The organism is Type-F symbiont of Plautia stali, from assembly GCF_059731105.1.
This window is the reverse complement of the sequence record NZ_AP035910.1, coordinates 180,622-199,615: the sequence shown is the minus strand read 5'-3', so window position 1 is coordinate 199,615 and position 18,994 is coordinate 180,622. Positions and strand designations below refer to the sequence as shown.

Annotated in this window: 14 protein-coding genes; 10 read left to right on the top strand and 4 right to left on the bottom strand. The window is 56.9% G+C overall.

Features of this window, described 5'->3' with window-relative positions; translation table 11 throughout:
• Positions 1–179: 179 nt before the first annotated feature.
• Positions 180–914: a GntR family transcriptional regulator gene (locus tag AC6I7A_RS20420; protein ID WP_009092935.1), complete on the bottom strand. Its 735-nt coding sequence runs from the start codon at positions 912–914 to the stop codon at positions 180–182.
• A gap of 418 nt (positions 915–1,332) precedes the next feature.
• Between AC6I7A_RS20420 and AC6I7A_RS20415 the strand changes: the two genes are divergently transcribed.
• The 7 genes from AC6I7A_RS20415 (at position 1,333) to AC6I7A_RS20385 (ending at position 10,554) form a co-directional block, all read left to right on the top strand.
• Positions 1,333–1,782, top strand: coding sequence for a PTS sugar transporter subunit IIA (locus AC6I7A_RS20415; RefSeq protein WP_046102686.1), 450 nt, complete (start codon positions 1,333–1,335; stop codon positions 1,780–1,782).
• 48 nt (positions 1,783–1,830) lie between these two features.
• Positions 1,831–2,112, top strand: a complete 282-nt coding sequence (locus AC6I7A_RS20410; RefSeq protein ID WP_009092933.1) for a PTS sugar transporter subunit IIB — start codon at positions 1,831–1,833, stop codon at positions 2,110–2,112.
• A 29-nt stretch (positions 2,113–2,141) separates the two neighbouring features.
• Positions 2,142–3,515: a PTS ascorbate transporter subunit IIC gene (gene ulaA, locus AC6I7A_RS20405; RefSeq protein ID WP_058958197.1), complete on the top strand. Its 1,374-nt coding sequence runs from the start codon at positions 2,142–2,144 to the stop codon at positions 3,513–3,515.
• Positions 3,516–4,025: 510 nt separating this feature from the next.
• A complete protein-coding gene (locus AC6I7A_RS20400) occupies positions 4,026–5,588 on the top strand; it encodes a pyridoxal phosphate-dependent decarboxylase family protein (RefSeq protein ID WP_058958198.1) in 1,563 nt (520 codons plus the stop codon).
• Positions 5,589–5,591: 3 nt separating this feature from the next.
• A complete protein-coding gene (locus tag AC6I7A_RS20395; RefSeq protein ID WP_058958199.1) occupies positions 5,592–6,884 on the top strand; it encodes a lysine N(6)-hydroxylase/L-ornithine N(5)-oxygenase family protein in 1,293 nt (430 codons plus the stop codon).
• Position 6,885: 1 nt separating this feature from the next.
• Positions 6,886–9,240, top strand: coding sequence for a GNAT family N-acetyltransferase (locus AC6I7A_RS20390; protein WP_058958200.1), 2,355 nt, complete (start codon positions 6,886–6,888; stop codon positions 9,238–9,240).
• A 78-nt stretch (positions 9,241–9,318) separates the two neighbouring features.
• The gene (locus AC6I7A_RS20385) at positions 9,319–10,554 is read left to right on the top strand and encodes an MFS transporter (protein ID WP_058958201.1); all 1,236 of its coding nucleotides are present in this window, start codon (positions 9,319–9,321) and stop codon (positions 10,552–10,554) included.
• A gap of 71 nt (positions 10,555–10,625) precedes the next feature.
• On the opposite strand, the gene AC6I7A_RS20380 is transcribed toward AC6I7A_RS20385, so the two are convergent.
• Complete coding sequence (locus AC6I7A_RS20380; RefSeq protein WP_058958202.1) at positions 10,626–12,056, bottom strand: FAD/NAD(P)-binding protein; 1,431 nt, start codon at positions 12,054–12,056, stop codon at positions 10,626–10,628.
• A 358-nt stretch (positions 12,057–12,414) separates the two neighbouring features.
• Between AC6I7A_RS20380 and AC6I7A_RS20375 the strand changes: the two genes are divergently transcribed.
• Positions 12,415–13,554 (top strand): amidohydrolase, encoded by a 1,140-nt coding sequence (locus AC6I7A_RS20375; protein ID WP_058958203.1) that lies wholly within the window; start codon positions 12,415–12,417, stop codon positions 13,552–13,554.
• Positions 13,555–13,574: 20 nt separating this feature from the next.
• On the top strand, positions 13,575–14,420 hold the full coding sequence (locus tag AC6I7A_RS20370) for a VOC family protein (protein ID WP_058958204.1): 846 nt from the start codon (positions 13,575–13,577) through the stop codon (positions 14,418–14,420).
• A 55-nt stretch (positions 14,421–14,475) separates the two neighbouring features.
• Here the strand turns inward: AC6I7A_RS20370 and fhuE are convergent, their stop codons facing one another.
• On the bottom strand, positions 14,476–16,698 hold the full coding sequence (fhuE, locus tag AC6I7A_RS20365) for a ferric-rhodotorulic acid/ferric-coprogen receptor FhuE (protein ID WP_058958205.1): 2,223 nt from the start codon (positions 16,696–16,698) through the stop codon (positions 14,476–14,478).
• Between the two features lie 434 nt (positions 16,699–17,132).
• Between fhuE and pagP the strand changes: the two genes are divergently transcribed.
• Positions 17,133–17,711 (top strand): lipid IV(A) palmitoyltransferase PagP, encoded by a 579-nt coding sequence (gene pagP / locus AC6I7A_RS20360; protein WP_276047261.1) that lies wholly within the window; start codon positions 17,133–17,135, stop codon positions 17,709–17,711.
• An 8-nt stretch (positions 17,712–17,719) separates the two neighbouring features.
• Here pagP and AC6I7A_RS20355 read toward each other — a convergent pair whose 3' ends face one another.
• Positions 17,720–18,769 carry a tyrosine-type recombinase/integrase gene (locus tag AC6I7A_RS20355; RefSeq protein ID WP_046102962.1) on the bottom strand — a complete coding sequence of 350 codons (1,050 nt, stop codon included), beginning with the start codon at positions 18,767–18,769 and terminating at the stop codon, positions 17,720–17,722.
• Between the last annotated feature and the right edge of the window lie 225 nt (positions 18,770–18,994).

Here is an 18,994-nt window from a genome sequence, read left to right as displayed (position 1 = left end):
CTTTATTGAATTCGTCATATTGGCGGGGCGCGGCGAAATAAAAGCGAAATAAGGGACGAAAGCCCGAAACCGGGCCTGCTATCGCCTTATCAGGGCGGGTTCAGAGTGAATAAAACGTGCAGAGTGGCAAAGGATTGCACAAAATCGTCTTATGTGAAGCGCTGAATTACCGGCTTTATTCAGGGGCGCTGAGAGTTCTGCTTCAGTGGAAAAAAGCGGGTGTTGATAATCGCCACATTAACCTCGCAGGGAACGCCATCATCGAGAAAAACCGTCTCATTAATCTGGATAACCGCATCCCCTGCCCCTAATTTCAGTAATGCCAGCGTCTCAGCCTGCGTCAGGTTAATGGCCGTTAAATGCTGGTCGCGCAGCTGCACTTTTTTTCCGGTCACTTCCTCGATATAGGCATATTTCGACACTTCCAGTTTGCTGAACTCCATGCTGTTAAACATATTCACCGGCAGATGAATATGTTCCAGCGCCACCGGCGTCTCATCGAAGCACATCAGTCGTAATATTTTATAGATCGGATCGCTGGTTTTAATGCGCAGCGCCTGCGCCATCTCTGCCGATGGCACCCGGATAATGCTGGCAGAGATAATTTTACGGACGCCTTTGTGTCCGTTTCTCTGCGCCTGATAATCAAACGGGGAAAGCACGTGATATCGGTGAGCCTGGCTACTGATCTCCGTCGCACCCACAAATATCCCCGATCCCTTCACCCGATAAATACGCTGCTGCTCCACCAGAATTCGGGTCGCTTCACGCACCGTTGTGCGGGTGATACCGAGGCACTTTGCGATGGCTATTTCCGTATCCAGCTTTTCACCGGGTTGAAGGCCGTCATCTTTAATCCGCGTGAGGATGTAATCGACCACCTCTTTCTGCTTTTCAGTCATGCCATCAGCCATCGACGTTCTTCCCATTTGCGTGAAGGAGAGACTCCCTGTATCCGTGCCACTCCCTTTCTGCCTGACATTGCCGGAAAAGTACTACCCCGGTCAGGTGAATATGTGACCAACCTATCAAATTGGCACAGATGTTAAGCCTGTGTAGCCATATTTTAATTTTAGCGGTTGTGTCCCTACACGTCGAAGGACATCATCAGGATGACTAGACATCTTTAACCTGTACAGATGTGTTGCCGGATCACTCATCCACCGGCTGGCCCCTTCACTGCGGGAAGTCATCAGGGCGAATCTCTGGAAAGTGTCTGTACAGGTTCAGGGAGAGTTAACGAACGCAGCCGTCCTGAAGAGCGCGGCGACGCGCAAACGGCATCTGCGTAGCGTTAACTTTGAACGCGCAACGAGAGACAGGATTACAGCGATGTCACATCTGGCGGATTGGTTGAATAGCGAGCGAATTCAGTACGTGGAGCGCGTGGCTGACTGGCAGGAAGCGATTGTGCTGGCAGGGCGCCCTCTGCTCAGCGAAGGCGTCATCTCACAGGCTTACATTGATGCCATCATCCAGCAAAAAAAGGCGATCGGACCCTTTTTTGTTATCGCTCCGCAGATTGCCATGCCTCACGCTCGTCCTGAACAGGGCGCGCTCGGACTGGGGCTGTCGGTGCTGCTGCTGGGAACGGCGGTGAAATTTGATTCTGAAGAGAACGATCCGGTGAAAGTGCTTTTTATGTTTGCCGCACCGGACAGTAACAGCCATATCGAAATGATTTCCCAGCTGGCGGAAGTCCTCTCCGATGAGAACATCATGGCGCAGGTTTTTAATGCAGACAGCCATGAAGCGCTGCTGGCAATTTTGTCAGGCGTCTGATGTACCCGTTAACACGTTAATTTTGATCACCAGAGAATGAGGTCTGATATGAAGATGATGGCAGTGTGTGGTTCAGGTCTGGGCAGCAGTTTCATGATGGAAATGAACATCAAAAAAGTGCTGAAGACATTAGGGGTGGAGGCTGAGGTTGAACATTCCGATCTCGGCTCGGTAACGCCCGACGTGGCGGATATTTTTGTGATGGCAAAAGATATTGCCTACAGCGCCAATCTTCCGGAAGAGAAAATCATCATCATCAATAACATTATTGACCTGAAAGAGATTGAGCAAAAAATACGAGACTATTTTGAGAAAAACGGACAGTTATAAGCCGATAAACACTTACCCTCGAGGTTAATATGTTTACTCAAAATCTTTTGCAGTTCGTCGTCGACGTGCTGAAAGTGCCCTCTATATTAGTCGGACTGGTGGCATTTTTCGGCCTGGTTGCGCAGAAGAAACCCTTCCCGGATGTGATTAAGGGCACGGTAAAAACGATTCTGGGCTTCCTGGTGCTGGCCGGTGGCGCGACCGTTCTGGTCGGTTCCCTGACGCCGCTTGGCGACATTTTTAAACATGCGTTCAATGTTCAGGGCATTATCCCGAATAATGAGGCGATGGTCTCGATTGCACTGGCAAAATATGGTGCGCCGACCACGATGATTATGGCCTTTGGTATGGTCGCCAATATCCTCGTCGCCAGGTTCACCCGGCTTAAATATATTTATCTGTCAGGGCATGTGACCTTTTATATGGCCTGCATGATCGCGATCATATTATCGGTCGCGGGTTTTGAAGGCATTCAGCTCATCTATACCGGTTCGCTGGCACTGGGGATGCTGATGGCCACGTTTCCGGCCATCGCTCAGCCCTATATGCGGAAGATCATTGGCGGTGACCAGGTGGCGCTGGCGCACACCGGCACCATCGGTTATGTCCTGTCGGGCTGGATCGGCTCTCTGGTGGGAAAAGGCTCGCGCTCAACCGAAGAGATGAACATGCCAAAAAACCTGAGTTTTTTGCGCGACAGTACCATCTCCATCTCACTGACGATGATGATTATCTACTTAATCCTGTCGATCTCGGCCGGTAAAGCCTATGTGGAATCCACCTTCAGCAATGGTCAGAACTACCTCGTTTACTCGTTTATTCAGGCCATTACCTTTGCCGCAGGCGTCTTCATCATTCTGCAGGGGGTTCGCTTAATCCTGGCTGAAATTGTCCCGGCCTTTACCGGCTTTTCAGAAAAACTGGTGCCGGAAGCCCGCCCGGCGCTGGATTGCCCGATTGTCTTCCCCTATGCCCCGAACGCGGTTCTGGTTGGCTTCATCTCCAGCTTTGCCGGGGGTCTGGTGGGGCTGTTTGTCCTCGGCCAGCTGCACTGGGTTTTGATTCTGCCGGGTGTGGTTCCTCACTTCTTCTGCGGTGCCACCGCGGGGGTGTTTGGTAATGCGACCGGCGGCAAACGCGGGGCGATTTGCGGGGCCTTTGCACATGGGCTGTTAATCACCTTCCTGCCGGTGGCGCTGCTGCCCGTGCTGGGACAGATTGGGCTGACCAACACCACCTTCTCAGACACCGACTTCGGCGTCACAGGCATTCTGCTGGGCAACATGGCTCACTTTATGGATAAGGGCACCATTACCCTGATCGTTACCGGTATTTTCGCTCTGTTAGTGCTCTATAACTTCACCGCCAGAAAGAAAGTGCCTGCCGAAACCGATGCCGGTTAGTTTCCATTTTTGATCCCAACCAGAAAGGGCAGGCGTGACTTTCTGGTTGTTCCTTTTCAGGTAAGTGCCGCCCTTCTCAGACCCGTTAAACGCCCCTTTATCATCCCCTCTCCGTTCCCTTCTGCTCCGCCTGCAGGCGCTATTTTGCCTGTTTCACTGCCTTCTGCTGGCCCTGAAAGCCGCAAAAAAAGGACTATTCCGATTCGGAAAAGTGATCTGAGTCACACTTTCAACATTAGATGCGCTAATAAATAAAATTTAACAACAAAACATTTGAATGATAATGATTAACATTTACACTCTCATCCGCATATAACAACGCGATAAACGCGGCCTAATCCACAAAAAATATGCGGTATTTACCTGTTTCAGGATGAAAACCCTGGTCCCCAGGATTGTCAGGGCTTTTATCTGGTTAGTCATTTTTATGTTTACTGGAGTTTTGAGCGGATATCCCACGCTGCTGATTCAGGTCGGCAGGGTTATGGTTTTAACGCACAGGAACTGAACATGCTTTTACGCTCATCTATTCAATCGGCACAGGACTTCGAACCGGCCTCCACTGCCTGCACGGCCGAAACGGCGATTTTCAACGATCGGCAACTGGCTGCCTGGTCGCAGCAGACGCAGGAGGTGCTGGCGCTGATGACCCGCACCGTCACCGGTGTTGAGAAGCCGTTCAGCGGCATCCTGCCTCATGAACTGGCGGCGGAATTCAGCGATGTCGATCTTGACCGTCCTCTGGGTAACAACGATGACGCTCTGGCGGAGCTGAGTCAGCTCTATCTGCGTGACGCCGTCTGGTTCCATCACCAGAAATATCTGGCGCACCTCAACTGCCCTGTTGTGCTGCCTTCGCTGATGGCTGAACAGATCATGGCGGCGGTGAACAGCTCGGTGGATACCTGGGATCAGAGCGCAGGCGGCACCCTCATTGAGCAGAAGGTGATCGACTGGACGCTGGGCCGCATCGGCCTGCCCGCCGGGTCAGACGGGATCTTCACCAGTGGCGGCACCCAGTCGAATCTGATGGCGATGCTGCTGGCGCGTGACAGCTGGTGCGCGGCGCATCATCCCGGTCACCTGATTAAGCAGCGCGGCCTGCCAGAGACCGCTCCGAAGTGGCGCGTCTTTACGTCGAAGCTGAGCCACTTCAGCATCCAGAAGTCGATGGCGATCCTGGGGCTGGGTTACGATGCGGTGATCGCTATCGATCACGACGAGCAGTTCCGCATGGACCCGGCCCTGCTGGCGCAGGAGATTGAGCGCTGCCGCAGCGAAGGGCTGATCCCGATTGCGGTTGTAGCCACCAGCGGCACCACCGATTTTGGCAGCATCGATCCGCTGCCGGAAATTGCCCGTCTCTGTGACGATTACGGTTTATGGATGCACGTTGACGCCGCCTATGGCTGCGGGCTGCTGGTCTCTGAGCAGCATCGCTCACGTCTGAACGGCATTGAACGGGCGGATTCCGTCACCGTCGATTATCACAAATCCTTCTTCCAGACCGTCAGCTGCGGGGCCTTCTTCGTCCGGGATAGCCAGAACCTGAAGCATGTCACCCACCATGCCGACTATCTGAATCCGCTCAGCGCCCAGCAGGAAGGGACGCCAAATCTGGTCAACAAGAGCATTCAGACCACCCGCCGTTTTGATGCCCTGAAAATGTGGCTGACGCTGCGCGTCATGGGGCCGGCGGCGCTGGGTGAGGCGTTCGATACCCTGATCGCGCTGACGCAGACGGCGCATCAGCTGCTGAGCGATCACCCATCTATCGAAGTGCTGCACGCCCCGGAGCTGACCACCCAGATTTTCCGCTACGTACCGGGCAAACACGCCAGTGATGCGCAGATCGACGAAATCAACGCCGCGATCCGCAAAGCGCTGTTCCGCTCCGGAAATGCTGTGATTGCCGGCACCAAAGTCGACGGCCGTCAGTACCTGAAATTTACCCTGCTAAATCCGACCACGACCCCTGCCGACCTCGAAGATGTGCTGAGCCTGATTGCGCACTATGGCCGCGAGCAGGTCCGGGCGTCTGCGCTGCGCGCGGCGAACCAGGGAGAGATGTGAAAAATGAAGAGTCCTGTATACGATTTTATTGGCATCGGCATCGGCCCTTTCAACCTGAGTCTCGCCTGCCTGAGTGAGCCGGTTGAGGGTCTGAATGGTCTTTTCCTGGATGAGAATCCGGGATTTGACTGGCACACCGGCATGATGCTGGAAAGCGCCCATCTGCAGACCCCGTTCATGGCTGACCTGGTGACGCTGGCCGATCCGACCAGCCCGTACAGCCTGCTTAATTACATGAAGGAGAAGGGGAAACTCTACTCGTTCTACATCCGGGAAGACTTCTTCCTGATGCGCAAGGAGTACAACCAGTATTGCCAGTGGGCCAGCTCAAAGCTGTCGAATCTGCGCTGGAACAGCCACGTCGAGTATGTCAGCTACGATGAGGCCTCCGGCCTCTATCAGCTGGAGGTCAGTGAGACCCGCAGCGGCGAGAAACAGCGTTATCAGGCGCGTCATCTGATTCTCGGCACCGGCCCGGTGGCCTGGATGCCGGAGTGCAGTCACCCGCATCGTCAGCGCCTGACCCACTCCAGTCACTATCTGGCGAACAAAGCCGCGTTGCAGCAGAAGCGGTCGATCACCGTGCTGGGCAGCGGTCAGAGTGCAGCGGAGATCTACTATGACCTGCTGACCGATATCGATCGCTTTGGTTATCAGCTCAACTGGATCACCCGAGCGCCGCGCTTTTACCCGCTGGAGTACACCAAGCTGACGCTGGAGATGACCTCGCCGGAGTGGGTGGACTACTTCCACGCCCTGCCTGCCAGCACCCGCGACGAACTCAATGCCCGGCATAAGAACCTCTACAAGGGGATCAACAGCAGCCTGATTAATGACATTTACGATCTGATGTACGTTAAACAGCTCGATGGCGATCTGAACGTCAATCTCTTCACCCACTCGGCCCTGACCGCGATGCGCTGGCTGCCGGAGGGGGAATTTGAGCTGACGCTGCATCAGGAGGAGCAGGACTGTACCTTTACCCGCCGCACCGAAGGGCTGGTGATGGCAACCGGCTATCACTATCGGCCACCGATGTTTCTGGAGGGGATCACCGCGCGTCTGCGCTGGGATGAGAAAGGTCGCTACGACGTGCAGCGCAACTACAGCATCGACCATCACAATCAGGTCTTTGTCCAAAACGCCGAGCTACACACCCACGGCTTTGTCACCCCGGATCTGGGGATGGCCTGCTACCGCAACTCGGTGCTGCTGCGCGAACTGACCGGACGCGAGGTTTACCCGATCGAGCGTCAGATCGCCTTCCAGACTTTCCCGGCTAAAACGGAGCGCTGAAATGAGTTCATCTGTCCTGTTCAGCGCCCGCCGTCCCGCGGGTCTGTTCACCCTCCGGCCGATGCAGGCCAGCGATGCGCCGCTCATCCACAGCTGGGTCACCCGCGACTATGCGCGCTTCTGGGGCATGCAGCAGCAGAGCCTGGAGCAGGTTGCGGCGTTCTATCAGACACTGACGGCACAGGATCCCAAAGCGGCACTGATTGGCTGCTGCAACGATCAGCCGATCTGTCTGATTGAGTGCTATCGCGCCTGTGATGATGAGATTGGAAAATTTTACCCGGCTGCGCCCGATGACTACGGCATGCACATCCTGATTGCCCCGGCCAGCAAGCCGATCCGCGCGTTCAGCTGGCAGGTCTTTTCGCTGGTGATGGACTATATGTTCAGCCGTCCCGAAGTGAACCGCGTGGTGGTCGAGCCGGACGTGCGCAACGAGAAGATCCACCTTCTGAACAGGCGTGCCGGTTTCCGCTATCAGCATACCCTCGACCTGGGCCATAAAACCGCCTGGCTGGCCTTCTGCCAGCGGGAAGATTATCAACACGCGTTACTGCAGGAGTCGCAGACTATGACCACCCCCTCTTCACTGATGAACGGCACGCATCTGACGGGCGACAACTGGGCGCAGGCAAACCGCATGCTGATCCGCAAAGCGATTGCCGAGTTTGCGCATGAAAAAATCATCGCGCCGCAGGAATCCGGCAACGGCAGCTATCAGCTGGCGGTGCCAGGTGGCGAGGCGAGCTACCATTTCCGCGCGGCGCGGCTGGCGCTGGATCACTGGGAGATTGACGCGGGTTCGCTGCGCAAGCAGGAGAATGGCCATGATCTGCCGCTGGATGCGCTGAAGTTTATCGTGGAGTTCAACGGGGAGATCGGCATTCCCCAGGCGCTGCTGGCTACCTACATGGAAGAGATCAGCAGCACCCTCTGCAGCGCTGTCTATAAGCTGCAGAAGCACAATCCGGACAGTCAGGCGCTGGTCTCCGCGGATTTCCAGACCGTTGAAGCAGCCATGACCGAAGGGCATCCCTGCTTTGTCGCGAACAACGGCCGCATCGGCTTTGATGCGCAGGACTACCTGGCCTATGCACCCGAAGCCGCCGCGCCGGTTCACCTTATCTGGGTCGCGGTCCACCGCCGCAATGCCCATTTCGCCAGCCTGAGCGAGCTGAGTTACGAGCAGCTGCTGCGTGATGAGCTGGGCCAGAGCACCGTTGAGCAGTTTAATGCACAGCTGGAGCAAAAAGGGCTGGCGATTGAGGAGTATATCCTGATGCCGGTGCACCCGTGGCAGTGGCAGAACAAACTGCTGACGGTTTTCGCCGCGGACATCGCGAATCACGATATTGTCTGGCTCGGCACGGGCGACGACGCCTATCAGGCGCAGCAGTCCATCCGCACCTTCTTCAACCGCAGTCAGCCGGAAAAGCGCTACGTGAAAACCGCGCTTTCGGTGCTGAACATGGGCTTTATGCGCGGTCTGTCGCCCTACTACATGGCGACCACACCGGCTATCAACGGCTGGCTGGAGCAGCTGGTGACAGGCGATGCCTGGCTGAAGAAGTGCGATTTCCGCATCCTGCGCGAAGTTGCTTCGGTCGGCTATCACAACCGCTATTACGAGCAGGCGATTAAAGGCGACTCCGCTTACAAGAAGATGTTTGCCGCCCTGTGGCGCGACAATCCGGCGGCCAGCCTGCAACCCGGTCAGCGTCTGATGACCATGGCCTCGTTCCTGCACGTCGATCACCATCAGCAGGCGTTGCTGCCCGCGCTGATTGCCGATTCCGGTTTACCCGCGAAGCAGTGGATTGACCGCTATCTGACCTGCTACCTCAGTCCGCTGCTGCACTGCTTCTATCAGCATGACCTGGTCTTTATGCCGCACGGCGAAAACCTGATTATGCTGCTGGAGAACAACGTACCGGTCAGCGCCTATATGAAGGATATCGGCGAGGAGATCGCGGTGATGAACCCGGATGCCGTGCTGCCGGAAGGTGTGCAGCGACTGGCGGTGGATGTGCCGGAGGAGCTCAAACTGCTGTCGATCTTCACCGACGTCTTTGACTGCATTTTCCGCTTTATCAGCGCGATTCTCGACCAGTCAGGCACACTGCCTGAGGAGCAGTTCTGGCAGTCGGTAGCGGAATGCGTACAGGATTATCAGCAGGCGCACCCGCAGCTGGCGACGAAGTTTGCGCGCTATGACATGTTTGCGCCAGAGTTCACCCGTTCCTGCCTCAACCGCCTGCAGCTGGCCAACAACCAGCAGATGATCAACCTCACCGACCCGGCGGAAAACCTGAAATTTGCCGGCACCCTGGTCAACCCGATCGCGCGCTGGCGCTAAGCGTTACCCTGTCACGTAATGGTCAGGCGGTCACCTGGGTGGCCGCCTTTTTTTAATGAGTTATCGCAGGAATCTGTAATGTCCTCTTTTATTCCGGTCGCAAAGCTGACCCGGCGGCATCTGATCTTTCCCCTGTCGCTGGTGCTGTTTGAGTTTGCGACCTATATCGCCCATGACATGATCCAGCCCGGGATGCTGCTGGTGACTCAGGAGTTTAAGGTGGGGCCGGAGTGGGTCTCCACCTCCCTGACTGCTTACCTGGCCGGTGGCATCCTGCTGCAGTGGCTGCTTGGCCCGCTCTCGGACCGCATCGGACGGCGTCCGGTGCTGATCGGTGGCGTGACCTTCTTTATGCTCTCCTGCATCGCAACGCACTGGGTACATAGCATTGAGCAGTTCGTTCTGCTGCGCTTCCTGCAGGGGATCAGCCTCTGTTTCATCGGTGCAGTGGGTTATGCGGCGATCCAGGAGGCGTTTACTGAGTCGCTCAGCATCAAAATGATGGCGCTGATGGCCAACGTCGCCCTGCTGGCTCCGCTGGCCGGGCCGCTGGCGGGCGCGGCGTTTCTGACCGTGGGAGAATGGCGCACGCTATTCTGGCTGATTGGCGCTGTTGCGGCGCTGGCGCTGGCCGGGCTCTGGTATGCCATGCCTGAAACGGCGGGCGATCGTCAAAAAGCGCTGTCGCTGCGATCGATTATCAGCGGTTACGCGGGGTTGCTGAAGGATCGTCAGGTGATGCGCGGTTCACTGGCTATCGGACTGGTCAGCGTCCCCTGCATTGCCTGGGTGGCGCTTTCACCCGTCATCCTGATCCACGGCGCGCAACTGAGCCGCATCGACTATGCCCTGCTTCAGCTGCCGGTCTTTGCCGCGATGATTGCGGGCAACCTGACGCTGGGCCGTTTATCCAGCCGTCTGCCGATTGAACAGCCGGTAAAGCTGGGTGCCTGGCCAGTAGTCTGCGGACTGACCGTTGCGGTGGTTGCCACCCTGTTGAATCCGCAAAGCTATCTGTGGCTCACTGCCGGAATGAGTCTCTACGGCTTCGGCACCGGGCTGATTAACGCCGGACTTTACCGTATGACGCTCTTTTCCAGCAGCGCCGGAAAAGGCAGCGTCGCGGCACTGCTGGGCATGGTGAGCATCCTGATTATTGCGCTGGGCATTGAAGCCGCGAAAACGGCTTATTTCAGCTTCGGCACCGGCGGCTTTAGCCTGGTGAATCTGACCTGCGGTCTGCTGTGGCTCGTTCTGGTCAGCGCGTTTCTGCGCGAAAGTCAGTGTCGCCAGCAGGCACTCTGTACTGAGTAGCGTCTCGTCAGGGTAAGGGGCCGGACGCAGGCCTCTTGCTCTGACCTCATCACAACGCAGTCACTCAATCCTTATAATCTTTTGATTTGTTGTGCAATTCTGTTCACCTGTTCGACCGCGACAAACAGCGCATTCACCACCGGGACGGACAGATGCGTTGATATGCCTGCCAGCCAGACAGATTCAGGCGACACCTTGTGGGCCAGATGCAGCTGCAAATGGTTATTCAGCCGGGGCGGTGCGGCTGAAGCGTCACGGGCATCCGAGAGGATCAGCCCATTATGGGTCATCGAATGTGTGGGCGGTGCGTAGCCGGTGGCACAGACAAGGGCGTCAAAGTGTGTGATTTCGCCCTGCGGGTTGCTGAGGGTCCAGCCCGAATCTGATTTCTGCAGAGAGTCAGCCCTCAGCTTTTCAACGCTTAATAACCCGCTATCAACATAACCAAGCAATTTTTCGGCATTCTTTAAGGGCATCGCGCTGATATAGCGTCCCGTTGCCCGCAGAAAGGCGCTCAGGGAGTGCTTAACCGCCTCGGGGAGTGTGTGCGAATGCTGATTGATCGCGTTAATCATTCCGACAATCCTGTACTGCCATTCCGTTTTGTCCTGACGCGCCAGTTCACTCTCTTCCCGCAGTCGCTGGATACTCTCCGCCTCTGCGACAAACTGCTCTCTGAGGGAGGTCGCAGAGGCGTGAGCCAGCAGCCGGATCACCCATTTTCTGATGTCCGGCCTGACCTGTTCACTGATTACCGCGCTGTCTGTAAGCCAGGCGAGTCGCGAAGCCTGAATGGGTCTGAGCATGACGGCAGAGCGCACCGCCGGCAGGTCGCCGGAGGGAGAAACCAGGCTGACCCGGCACCCCTGTCGGCAAAGAACTAATGCCGCATCTATCGCGGAGAGCCGTGTTCCCACGATGAGGACATGACTATCCGGGCGGATCTTTTCCAGCATCAGTTTTTCCGGATAGGGTGAAGCAAAAAACAGAGGATCGCCCTGATAGGATGCCAGGGCCTCAGGAATCGCGGGATGCGTGTAACCGGTGCAGACGATTACCGCATCGGCTGTAATGGTGCCGCTCTGCCGGGTTTCGATCAGATAATCACCGCCCGGCTGACGCATAATCTGTTTCCCCGCATCCCTGATAAAGGAGACGCTTATGCCCTGCTGATAAGCCAGCGAGAGATAACGGGTATATCGATCCTGAATATAATCTCCGATGATTTTACGGGAAACAAAATCTGCCAGCGTAATCTCGTTATTTGTATGCTCATGCAGGTAATGAAGTAAATCGTGATAGTGCGGCGGTAACAGAGACATTAATTCAACAGAGGTATTACAGAGGAGTTCCGGATGCTGACTGGCATAAACCTGCCCGATGGCGGGCCCCGACGCATCCAGCAGTGTAATGCGTTTGCAGGCTCCCTGTCGGACAAGGGCAATAAACGCGGCCACGCCGGTTGCGCCTGCACCAATGATAGCAACATGCAGATTATTCATAGAAACTCCATCGGGATAGGGTTATCTGTTAACTACGAACAAAATATGCACAATTAAAACCACTATCATAGAGAGTGGCGGATGATTCGACTGGTATGAGAAGCTGACAGCAATCCGCATTTATTTTTTTCAGATAAGCTTTGACCAATTCGTTTCTTTATCTGCGCCCTGCGTCATTCGATGATGATTCCGCCTGCTGAGGCAATTAATAACAAAGGAATTTATCATGAAGACGTTATTTCACCCTGCGCCATGCTCTCCCTGCCTGCTCTGATTCATGTCCAACCTTTTTTGCCTGGGCCAGTCGCCTGATGCTGACGCCGGGCGAGCCTTTTCTGCCGGAAACACAGGGATAACCATGACATTGCCTTTAACCGAACAGCTGGTGCAGTGGCGGCGTGAACTGCACGAGCATCCTGAACTCTCGAATCATGAATTTGCCACCACGGAACGCCTTAGCCGCTGGCTGACCGAGGCCGGGATACGGCTGTTGCCGCTGGGGCTGAAAACGGGCGTGGTGGCAGAAATGGGTCACGGTGAAGCGCTCATCGCCCTGCGTGCTGACATAGATGCGCTACCGATTGAGGAGATCACCGACCGCCCGTGGCGATCCCGGCAGCCGGGTGTGATGCACGCCTGCGGTCATGACGTTCACAGCGCCGTCATGCTGGGCGTTGCCCTGCAGCTTAAGCAGCAGGAAAGCACGCTGCCAGGCCGGGTGCGGATTCTGTTTCAGCCTGCTGAGGAGACCTTCGATGGCGCGCAGCAGCTGATCGCGGCGGGTGCGCTGAAGGGTGTGAAGGCGATATTTGGCCTGCATAATGCCCCCGACCTGCCGCTGGGCACCCTGCGCAGCCGCCCGGGCGCGTTTTATGCCAATGTGGATCGCTTTGTGATCCGCGTTACGGGCAAAGGCGCGCATGCTGCCCGCCCCCAGGAGGGCATCGATTCTATTGTGGTGGCCAGCCATATTGTGACGGCCCTGCAGACCCTGCCGAGTCGGGTGTTCAGCTCGCTGGAAACCGTCGTGCTGAGCGTCACGCGCTTTACCGCCGGGAATACCTGGAATGTGCTGCCCCAGACTGTCGAACTGGAGGGAACCGTGCGCACCCACAACAGCGCGATCCGCGAGCAGATCCCGCATCGCATCCGGGCGCTGATTCAGGGTATTGCTGGCGGATTTGGCGCGACCGCAGAACTGGTGTGGACGGCTGGCCCGCCTGCGCTGATCAATACCCCGGCGTGGGTGGAGGTGGCGCTGGACGTCGCCCGCGAGAGCGGCTATCTCGCTGAACAGGCGGAGACGCCACAGATGGGTGGCGAAGATTTTGCTTTCTACCTGCAACAGGTGCCGGGCGCCTTTGTCAGCATCGGCAGTGCCAGCGAGTATGGTTTGCATCACGCCGCTTTTGATCCGGATGAGGCGCTGATAGGCCCGGCCGTGGCGTACTTTACCCGGCTGGTGCCGCGCGCGCTGCAGAGAGTGGTAGCGCAATGACGAAAAAAAAGCGTACGACGATCGCTGTTCCGGTGCCGCAACCGGTTCTCGACCACGCGGTCATTAATGTGGCCGACCAGCTGGATAACGCCAGCGCCCGCTTCCGGCGGCTCGGCTTTCAGCTCACCGAGCGGGGCCACCACTCGCTGGGATCGAGCAATCATCTGGCTATTTTTGGCGAAAATTATCTGGAGCTGCTCGGCTATGAGCCCGGCAAAGGCAGCCAGCGTGCCGACCTGTGGAATTCACCGCTGGGACTAAGCGGACTGGTGTGGAAAAGCAGCGATGCAGAGAGTGAGTTTCTGCACCTGGAAAGACAGGATCTGGATGGCGATCCGCCTGCTGCCTTCTGGCGGCCGGTGACCCTGCCGGATGGCTCGGTCAGTGAAGCGCACTTTCGGACCGTGCGGCTGCGTGCCTCACTGATCCCCAATGGACGATCCTTTTTCTGCCAGCATCTGACGCCGGACACGGTGTGGCAGCCCGCCTGGCATCAACATCCCAATGGGGTGCAGAATATCAGTGAGTTTGTCATCGTCGCGCAGGACCCGGCGCACGCGGCGCAGGTCTACAGCCGGCTTTTTGGTGCCGCAAAGGTTCTCGCCTGTCCGGAAGGCGCTTTCGTGCTGCGCGCCGGGGCTGCCACGGTACGCTTTGCCTCCGCTGACTATGCGCAACAGCGCTTCGGCCCGTTGCCGGAGGATTATGATGGCAGCGCCCGGATGGTGGCGCTGGGGTTTGCCACAACGGATCTCGCCCTGGTGAAAAACGCGTTGCTGGCAGGGAATATTCTGTTCCACGAGCAGGCTGAGGCGATTGTCGTGGCGTCCGGAGAGGGCTTTAATCTGGCGCTGCGTTTTGCCTGAAGGCGGCATGATCCGAAAAAAAACGCCCCGTCTGAGGCGTTTTCATGGAGTGCGATCAGAAGGTGTAGCTGGCGGTGATCGAGAAATTACGCGGCTCGCCGTAGACCACCGAACTGGCGACGCTGGTGTCATACGCCTTGTCGAACAGGTTGTTCAGGTTACCCTGCAGCGACAGATTTTTATTCACCTGATAGCGGGCAAAGAGATCAACCAGCGCGTAGCTGCCCTGACGCGCCCGCCAGGTGCCATTGCCTTCCGGCGCACCGACATCGTTCCAGATGTGGGTCTGCCAGTTGACGCCGCCGCCCAGCGTCAGCGCCTGCAGAGCAGGCAGACGGTAGCTGGTGAAGAGGTTGAAGCTGGTCTGCGGCAGTTGCGGATTGAACGTCGTGCCATCGCGGTTTTCTGCGATGTAGCGCGTGCCGCCAAAGGTCATCTGCCAGTCATCGGTTAATGCGCCGTTGACCTCAAACTCCACGCCGCGGCTCACCACCCCTTTGCGGCCAATATAGGCCACATCGCCGGAACCCTGAACGATCTGCGTGGTGGCTTCACCGACATTATCCAGTTCGGTGCGGAACACGGAAAGTGAGGTGGTGAAGCGGCTGTTCATCCAGTCTGATTTCAGACCGGCCTCATAGTTTTTGCCGATCACCGGCGACAGGTACGCCCCGCTGACATCGCGATAATCCTGTGGCTGGAATACCGAGGTGTAGCTGGCGTAGGCAGACCAGTTTTCGGCGAAGTCATAAATCAGACCGCCATACGGCGTGGTGTTGTTCTTCTCCATCTCACCGCCGGGTGTTTCGCGATTCCAGTTGGTGTAACGGGCGCCGAGGATCAGATGCAGCGGATCGGCCAGCGACAAACGGGTTGCCATATAGGTCGACTTCTGGTGCACCAGCTGTGTATCGCTGGCCGGCAGGCGCGGTGTCCATGCCGATTCCGGATACTGGCCGTTGAAATCGTTGAAGTTGCCCAGCGATTCAGGGGAGATGTTCTCAAACGTACTGAAATATTTATTATCCTGACGGCTGTAACTGACGCCCACCATCAGCTCATGCTGACGTCCCAGCAGCTCATACGGTCCGCTGGCAAAGGCATCGACCGCATCCACCTTGCGTTTGCCGGTGTTGTAGCCGGTTCCGCCCACCACCGGGTAGTTGGCATAGGAGGAAACACCCGCGCCGCTGTTGCGATCGAAGAAGCCATCGAGATAGATCTGCTTACTGTCCAGACGCATCTCATTGTGCGTGCCGTTCAGCGTCAGGTTCCAGCCGTTAGCGAAGTCCTGTTTCAGGTTGACGAAGAGCTTGCGGTTCTCTTTGTCGTTGTAGGCCCAGTCAGGCGCGGTGTTATAGCCGCGACGGGCGTGGATCTGCGTCCCGTCGGTATACCAGCGCGGCGCGCCCCCCCACATCGTGGAATCGGTGTTAACCTGGCTGAACTCATACCCGACCGAGAGCGTGGCAGAGTCGGTCAGGTCGGCATCAACCACGCCATAGATAAACTGTTTTTTAGCGCCGTAGCGCTCAATGAAACTGTTGTTATCCTGCCAGCCCGCGATCAGCCGGCCACGGACATTGCCGCTGTTACTGAGCGGTGCCGAGAGATCGGCCACATAACGCTGTTTGTTCCAGCTGCCGTAGCTGGCGGAGACGGTGCCGCCGAACGTTTTGCTATCCGCATGTTTGCGCACCATGTTAATGGCGGCCGAGGGATTGCCCGGACCGGTCAGCAGACCGGTTGCCCCGCGCACCACTTCAACACGCTCATAGAGCGCCATGTCGGTCTGCGCGTCACCCAGATTCCAGCGCTCGGCAAACGCGGTCGGGATACCATCGACCATATAGTTGTCGATCAAAAAGCCGCGGGAGTAGTAGCTGGTGCGATCCATATCGACACTGACGCCGCGGATACCGGTGGTGTTAGCCAGAACGTCATCCAGCGACTGCAGTTGCTGGTCAGCCATCCGTTGCGAACTGACGATGCTGACAGACTGTGGCACATCCCGCACGGTACCGAGCATTTTTGTGCCTGCACGGGTAACCGGTACGCTGTAATCGGTGGCAGGTGACGTTGTCACGCCGTCATCGGCAGAGGCGCTGACGGTGAGGGTCTGCTCATCGCTGACGGCGGGCGCCGCGCTTTCTGCGGCGCGGGCCACGTTCTGTCCCAGTGAGGTGGCGACCAGGGCAGCCAGCAGGGAGAGGCGGAACAGGCGGTGCGAAGCCGTCGCGCCCGTTTCCCCGGCACGCTGAAATTCAAATGCGTTCATTTATTCCTCAGTTATCTTTATGATTTTTATCTGCCACTGTCACGACCGTGCATCCTGCGGACATCGCTGCCCTGCTTTTGGTTTGAGGAACCAGAAACGTTTTCCCTGTGCGCCTGAGGCGGGTGTGATAAACCTTTAAAGCAAATGAGAAATATACGCATTGCGATTTTCATTGCAAGATTTTGTTAACAGATGATGCCGGTTTTTTCAGGAAATGATCGGTGCCGGAGAGGCCGGGAAGAGGGAGATGGGAAAAGCTGCCCGATAAATCGCGGCGGCTTTATCAGAAAAATTCGGGTGCCGTTTCGCTTACCGCCACTATAATATCCCGTAAGGGCCGTTCATTGACCTGAAGTTGTCACTCTTCATGCCACAATACCCGCCTTAACCCTTTTATTACCTTATTAAACACCAGAGATTGCAGGAATTCGCACATGCGCAAAACATCCCTTTTCAATGCGCTGATGACGACGACCGTTTTGAGTCTGTTTTCAGCCCCTTCTGCCTGGTCTGCCACGCTGGTGCAGAATGTCAGTGCTGGCTGGAACACCTTCAGCAATAACGTTGCCACGACCTGGCAGCAGCCACAGGGTATCGATTTTTACCTGCCCGCAATCACGTGGCACAACCGTGCGACCTACGACCGGGAACATATTGATAAATATAATGAAAGGCCCTGGGGCGCCGGTGGTGGTATCTCCCGCTACGACGAGAAAGGCAACTGGAACGGTATCTACTTAATGGCGTTCAAGGACTCCTTTAATAAGTGGGAGCCCTTTGGCGGCTACGGCTGGGTGGCGACGTGGCGTCCGCTGGCCGATCAGAATTTCCACTGGGGCGCGGGTTATACCGCCGGTGTGACGGCCCGTCACAACTGGGATTACATCCCGGTGCCGGCGATACTGCCGCTTGCCGCCATCGGCTATGGCGATCTCGATTTCCAGATGACCTACATCCCCGGCACGCACAATAACGGCAACGTCTACTTTGCCTGGCTGCGTTACCACTTCTGACGGTCCGGTCAGCGCGCCATCGCCATGATGGCGCGCTCGTCGAGTAACAGGGTTTCACCCTCATAGCGGTGTTGCAGCTGATGATAACTTTCGCAGGCGATGATCTGTTCAACGGCAGCAGAAAAACGGTTCATGGCGATGCGCATCTGGCTCAGGTAGTCGTGCGTGTCATAAACCCGATCGATCCCTTCCAGCGCATGGTTCATGATTTTGCGGGCAACGTCGTTGGGCGTATCGAGCGCAGAGAGTTTGGATCGCGCGGTGCGGCGCAGGTCGCGCGGCGTGAAGGCTTCCAGTCCCAGCCCGCGCGGGGCGCGGATCATCCGGCGCAGCGCCTGATTGAGCGCGCCTTTAGAGAGCGGCTGCTGCGGATCGCGGGGTGCGGGCACCAGCCAGGGGGAGTCCGGATCGGCGGCCTGTAGCAGAGCCTCGATGCACTGACGCATCAGCGGTGAGATTGGCAGCACGTGTTCCCGCTGCGATTTATTACGCGTGCCCTGTTTCCAGAGTTCCAGCTGCAGATCAAACTCCGCTTTCTGCGCCTGCACAATCTCATCCGGTCGCCGGGCGCTGACCAGACACAACCGCAGCGCCCAGCGCGCCTGTTCCGACAGTGCCCAGTTATCCAGCCCGTGCCAGAAAACCCAGATCTCCGCATCGCTCAGCTGGCGACTGCGCGGCGGTGATGCCCGGCCCGCCACATCGCGCTTTTTCATTGAGGCAATCGGGGAGTGATCGAGATAGCCCTGCATCTCGGCCCAGGCAAGAAACTGTTTCGTCAGTGCAAAGACCCGCCGCGCCTCCTCCTTTTTCCCTTCCGCAATCAGGATGTTATAGAGCCGGTTGAGACGCAGACGCGTCAGGTTTTTCAGCGGCTGAGAACCGATACCGGGCAGAACATGTTTCAGCAGAGAAGAAACGGCGATCTCCGGGCGGCGGCGGCTGATCAGCAGCGACAGTTTGACCCAGACCTTCATGACCTGCTCTACGGTTCCTTCATCCCCGAAGTTATCCAGCTCACCTAACGAGGCGGCCTTAACCTGCTCCAGCCAGATCATGACGTGCTGGCCGACATGTGCGGAGCGCACCGGGCTGGATGTCCGATCGATCACATTACTCTCCCGTTCACTCTACAGGCGGGCCATTCTACTGACTCAGTCGCTGTGACTCCAGACCTATTAAGTCTGGAGTCACAGCAACGCATTCTGATGAAATCTGGAAATTAAAACGGGCCATGACACAGAACCCGATGCCTCTCGCCTGTACACTTTCTGTACAAATTT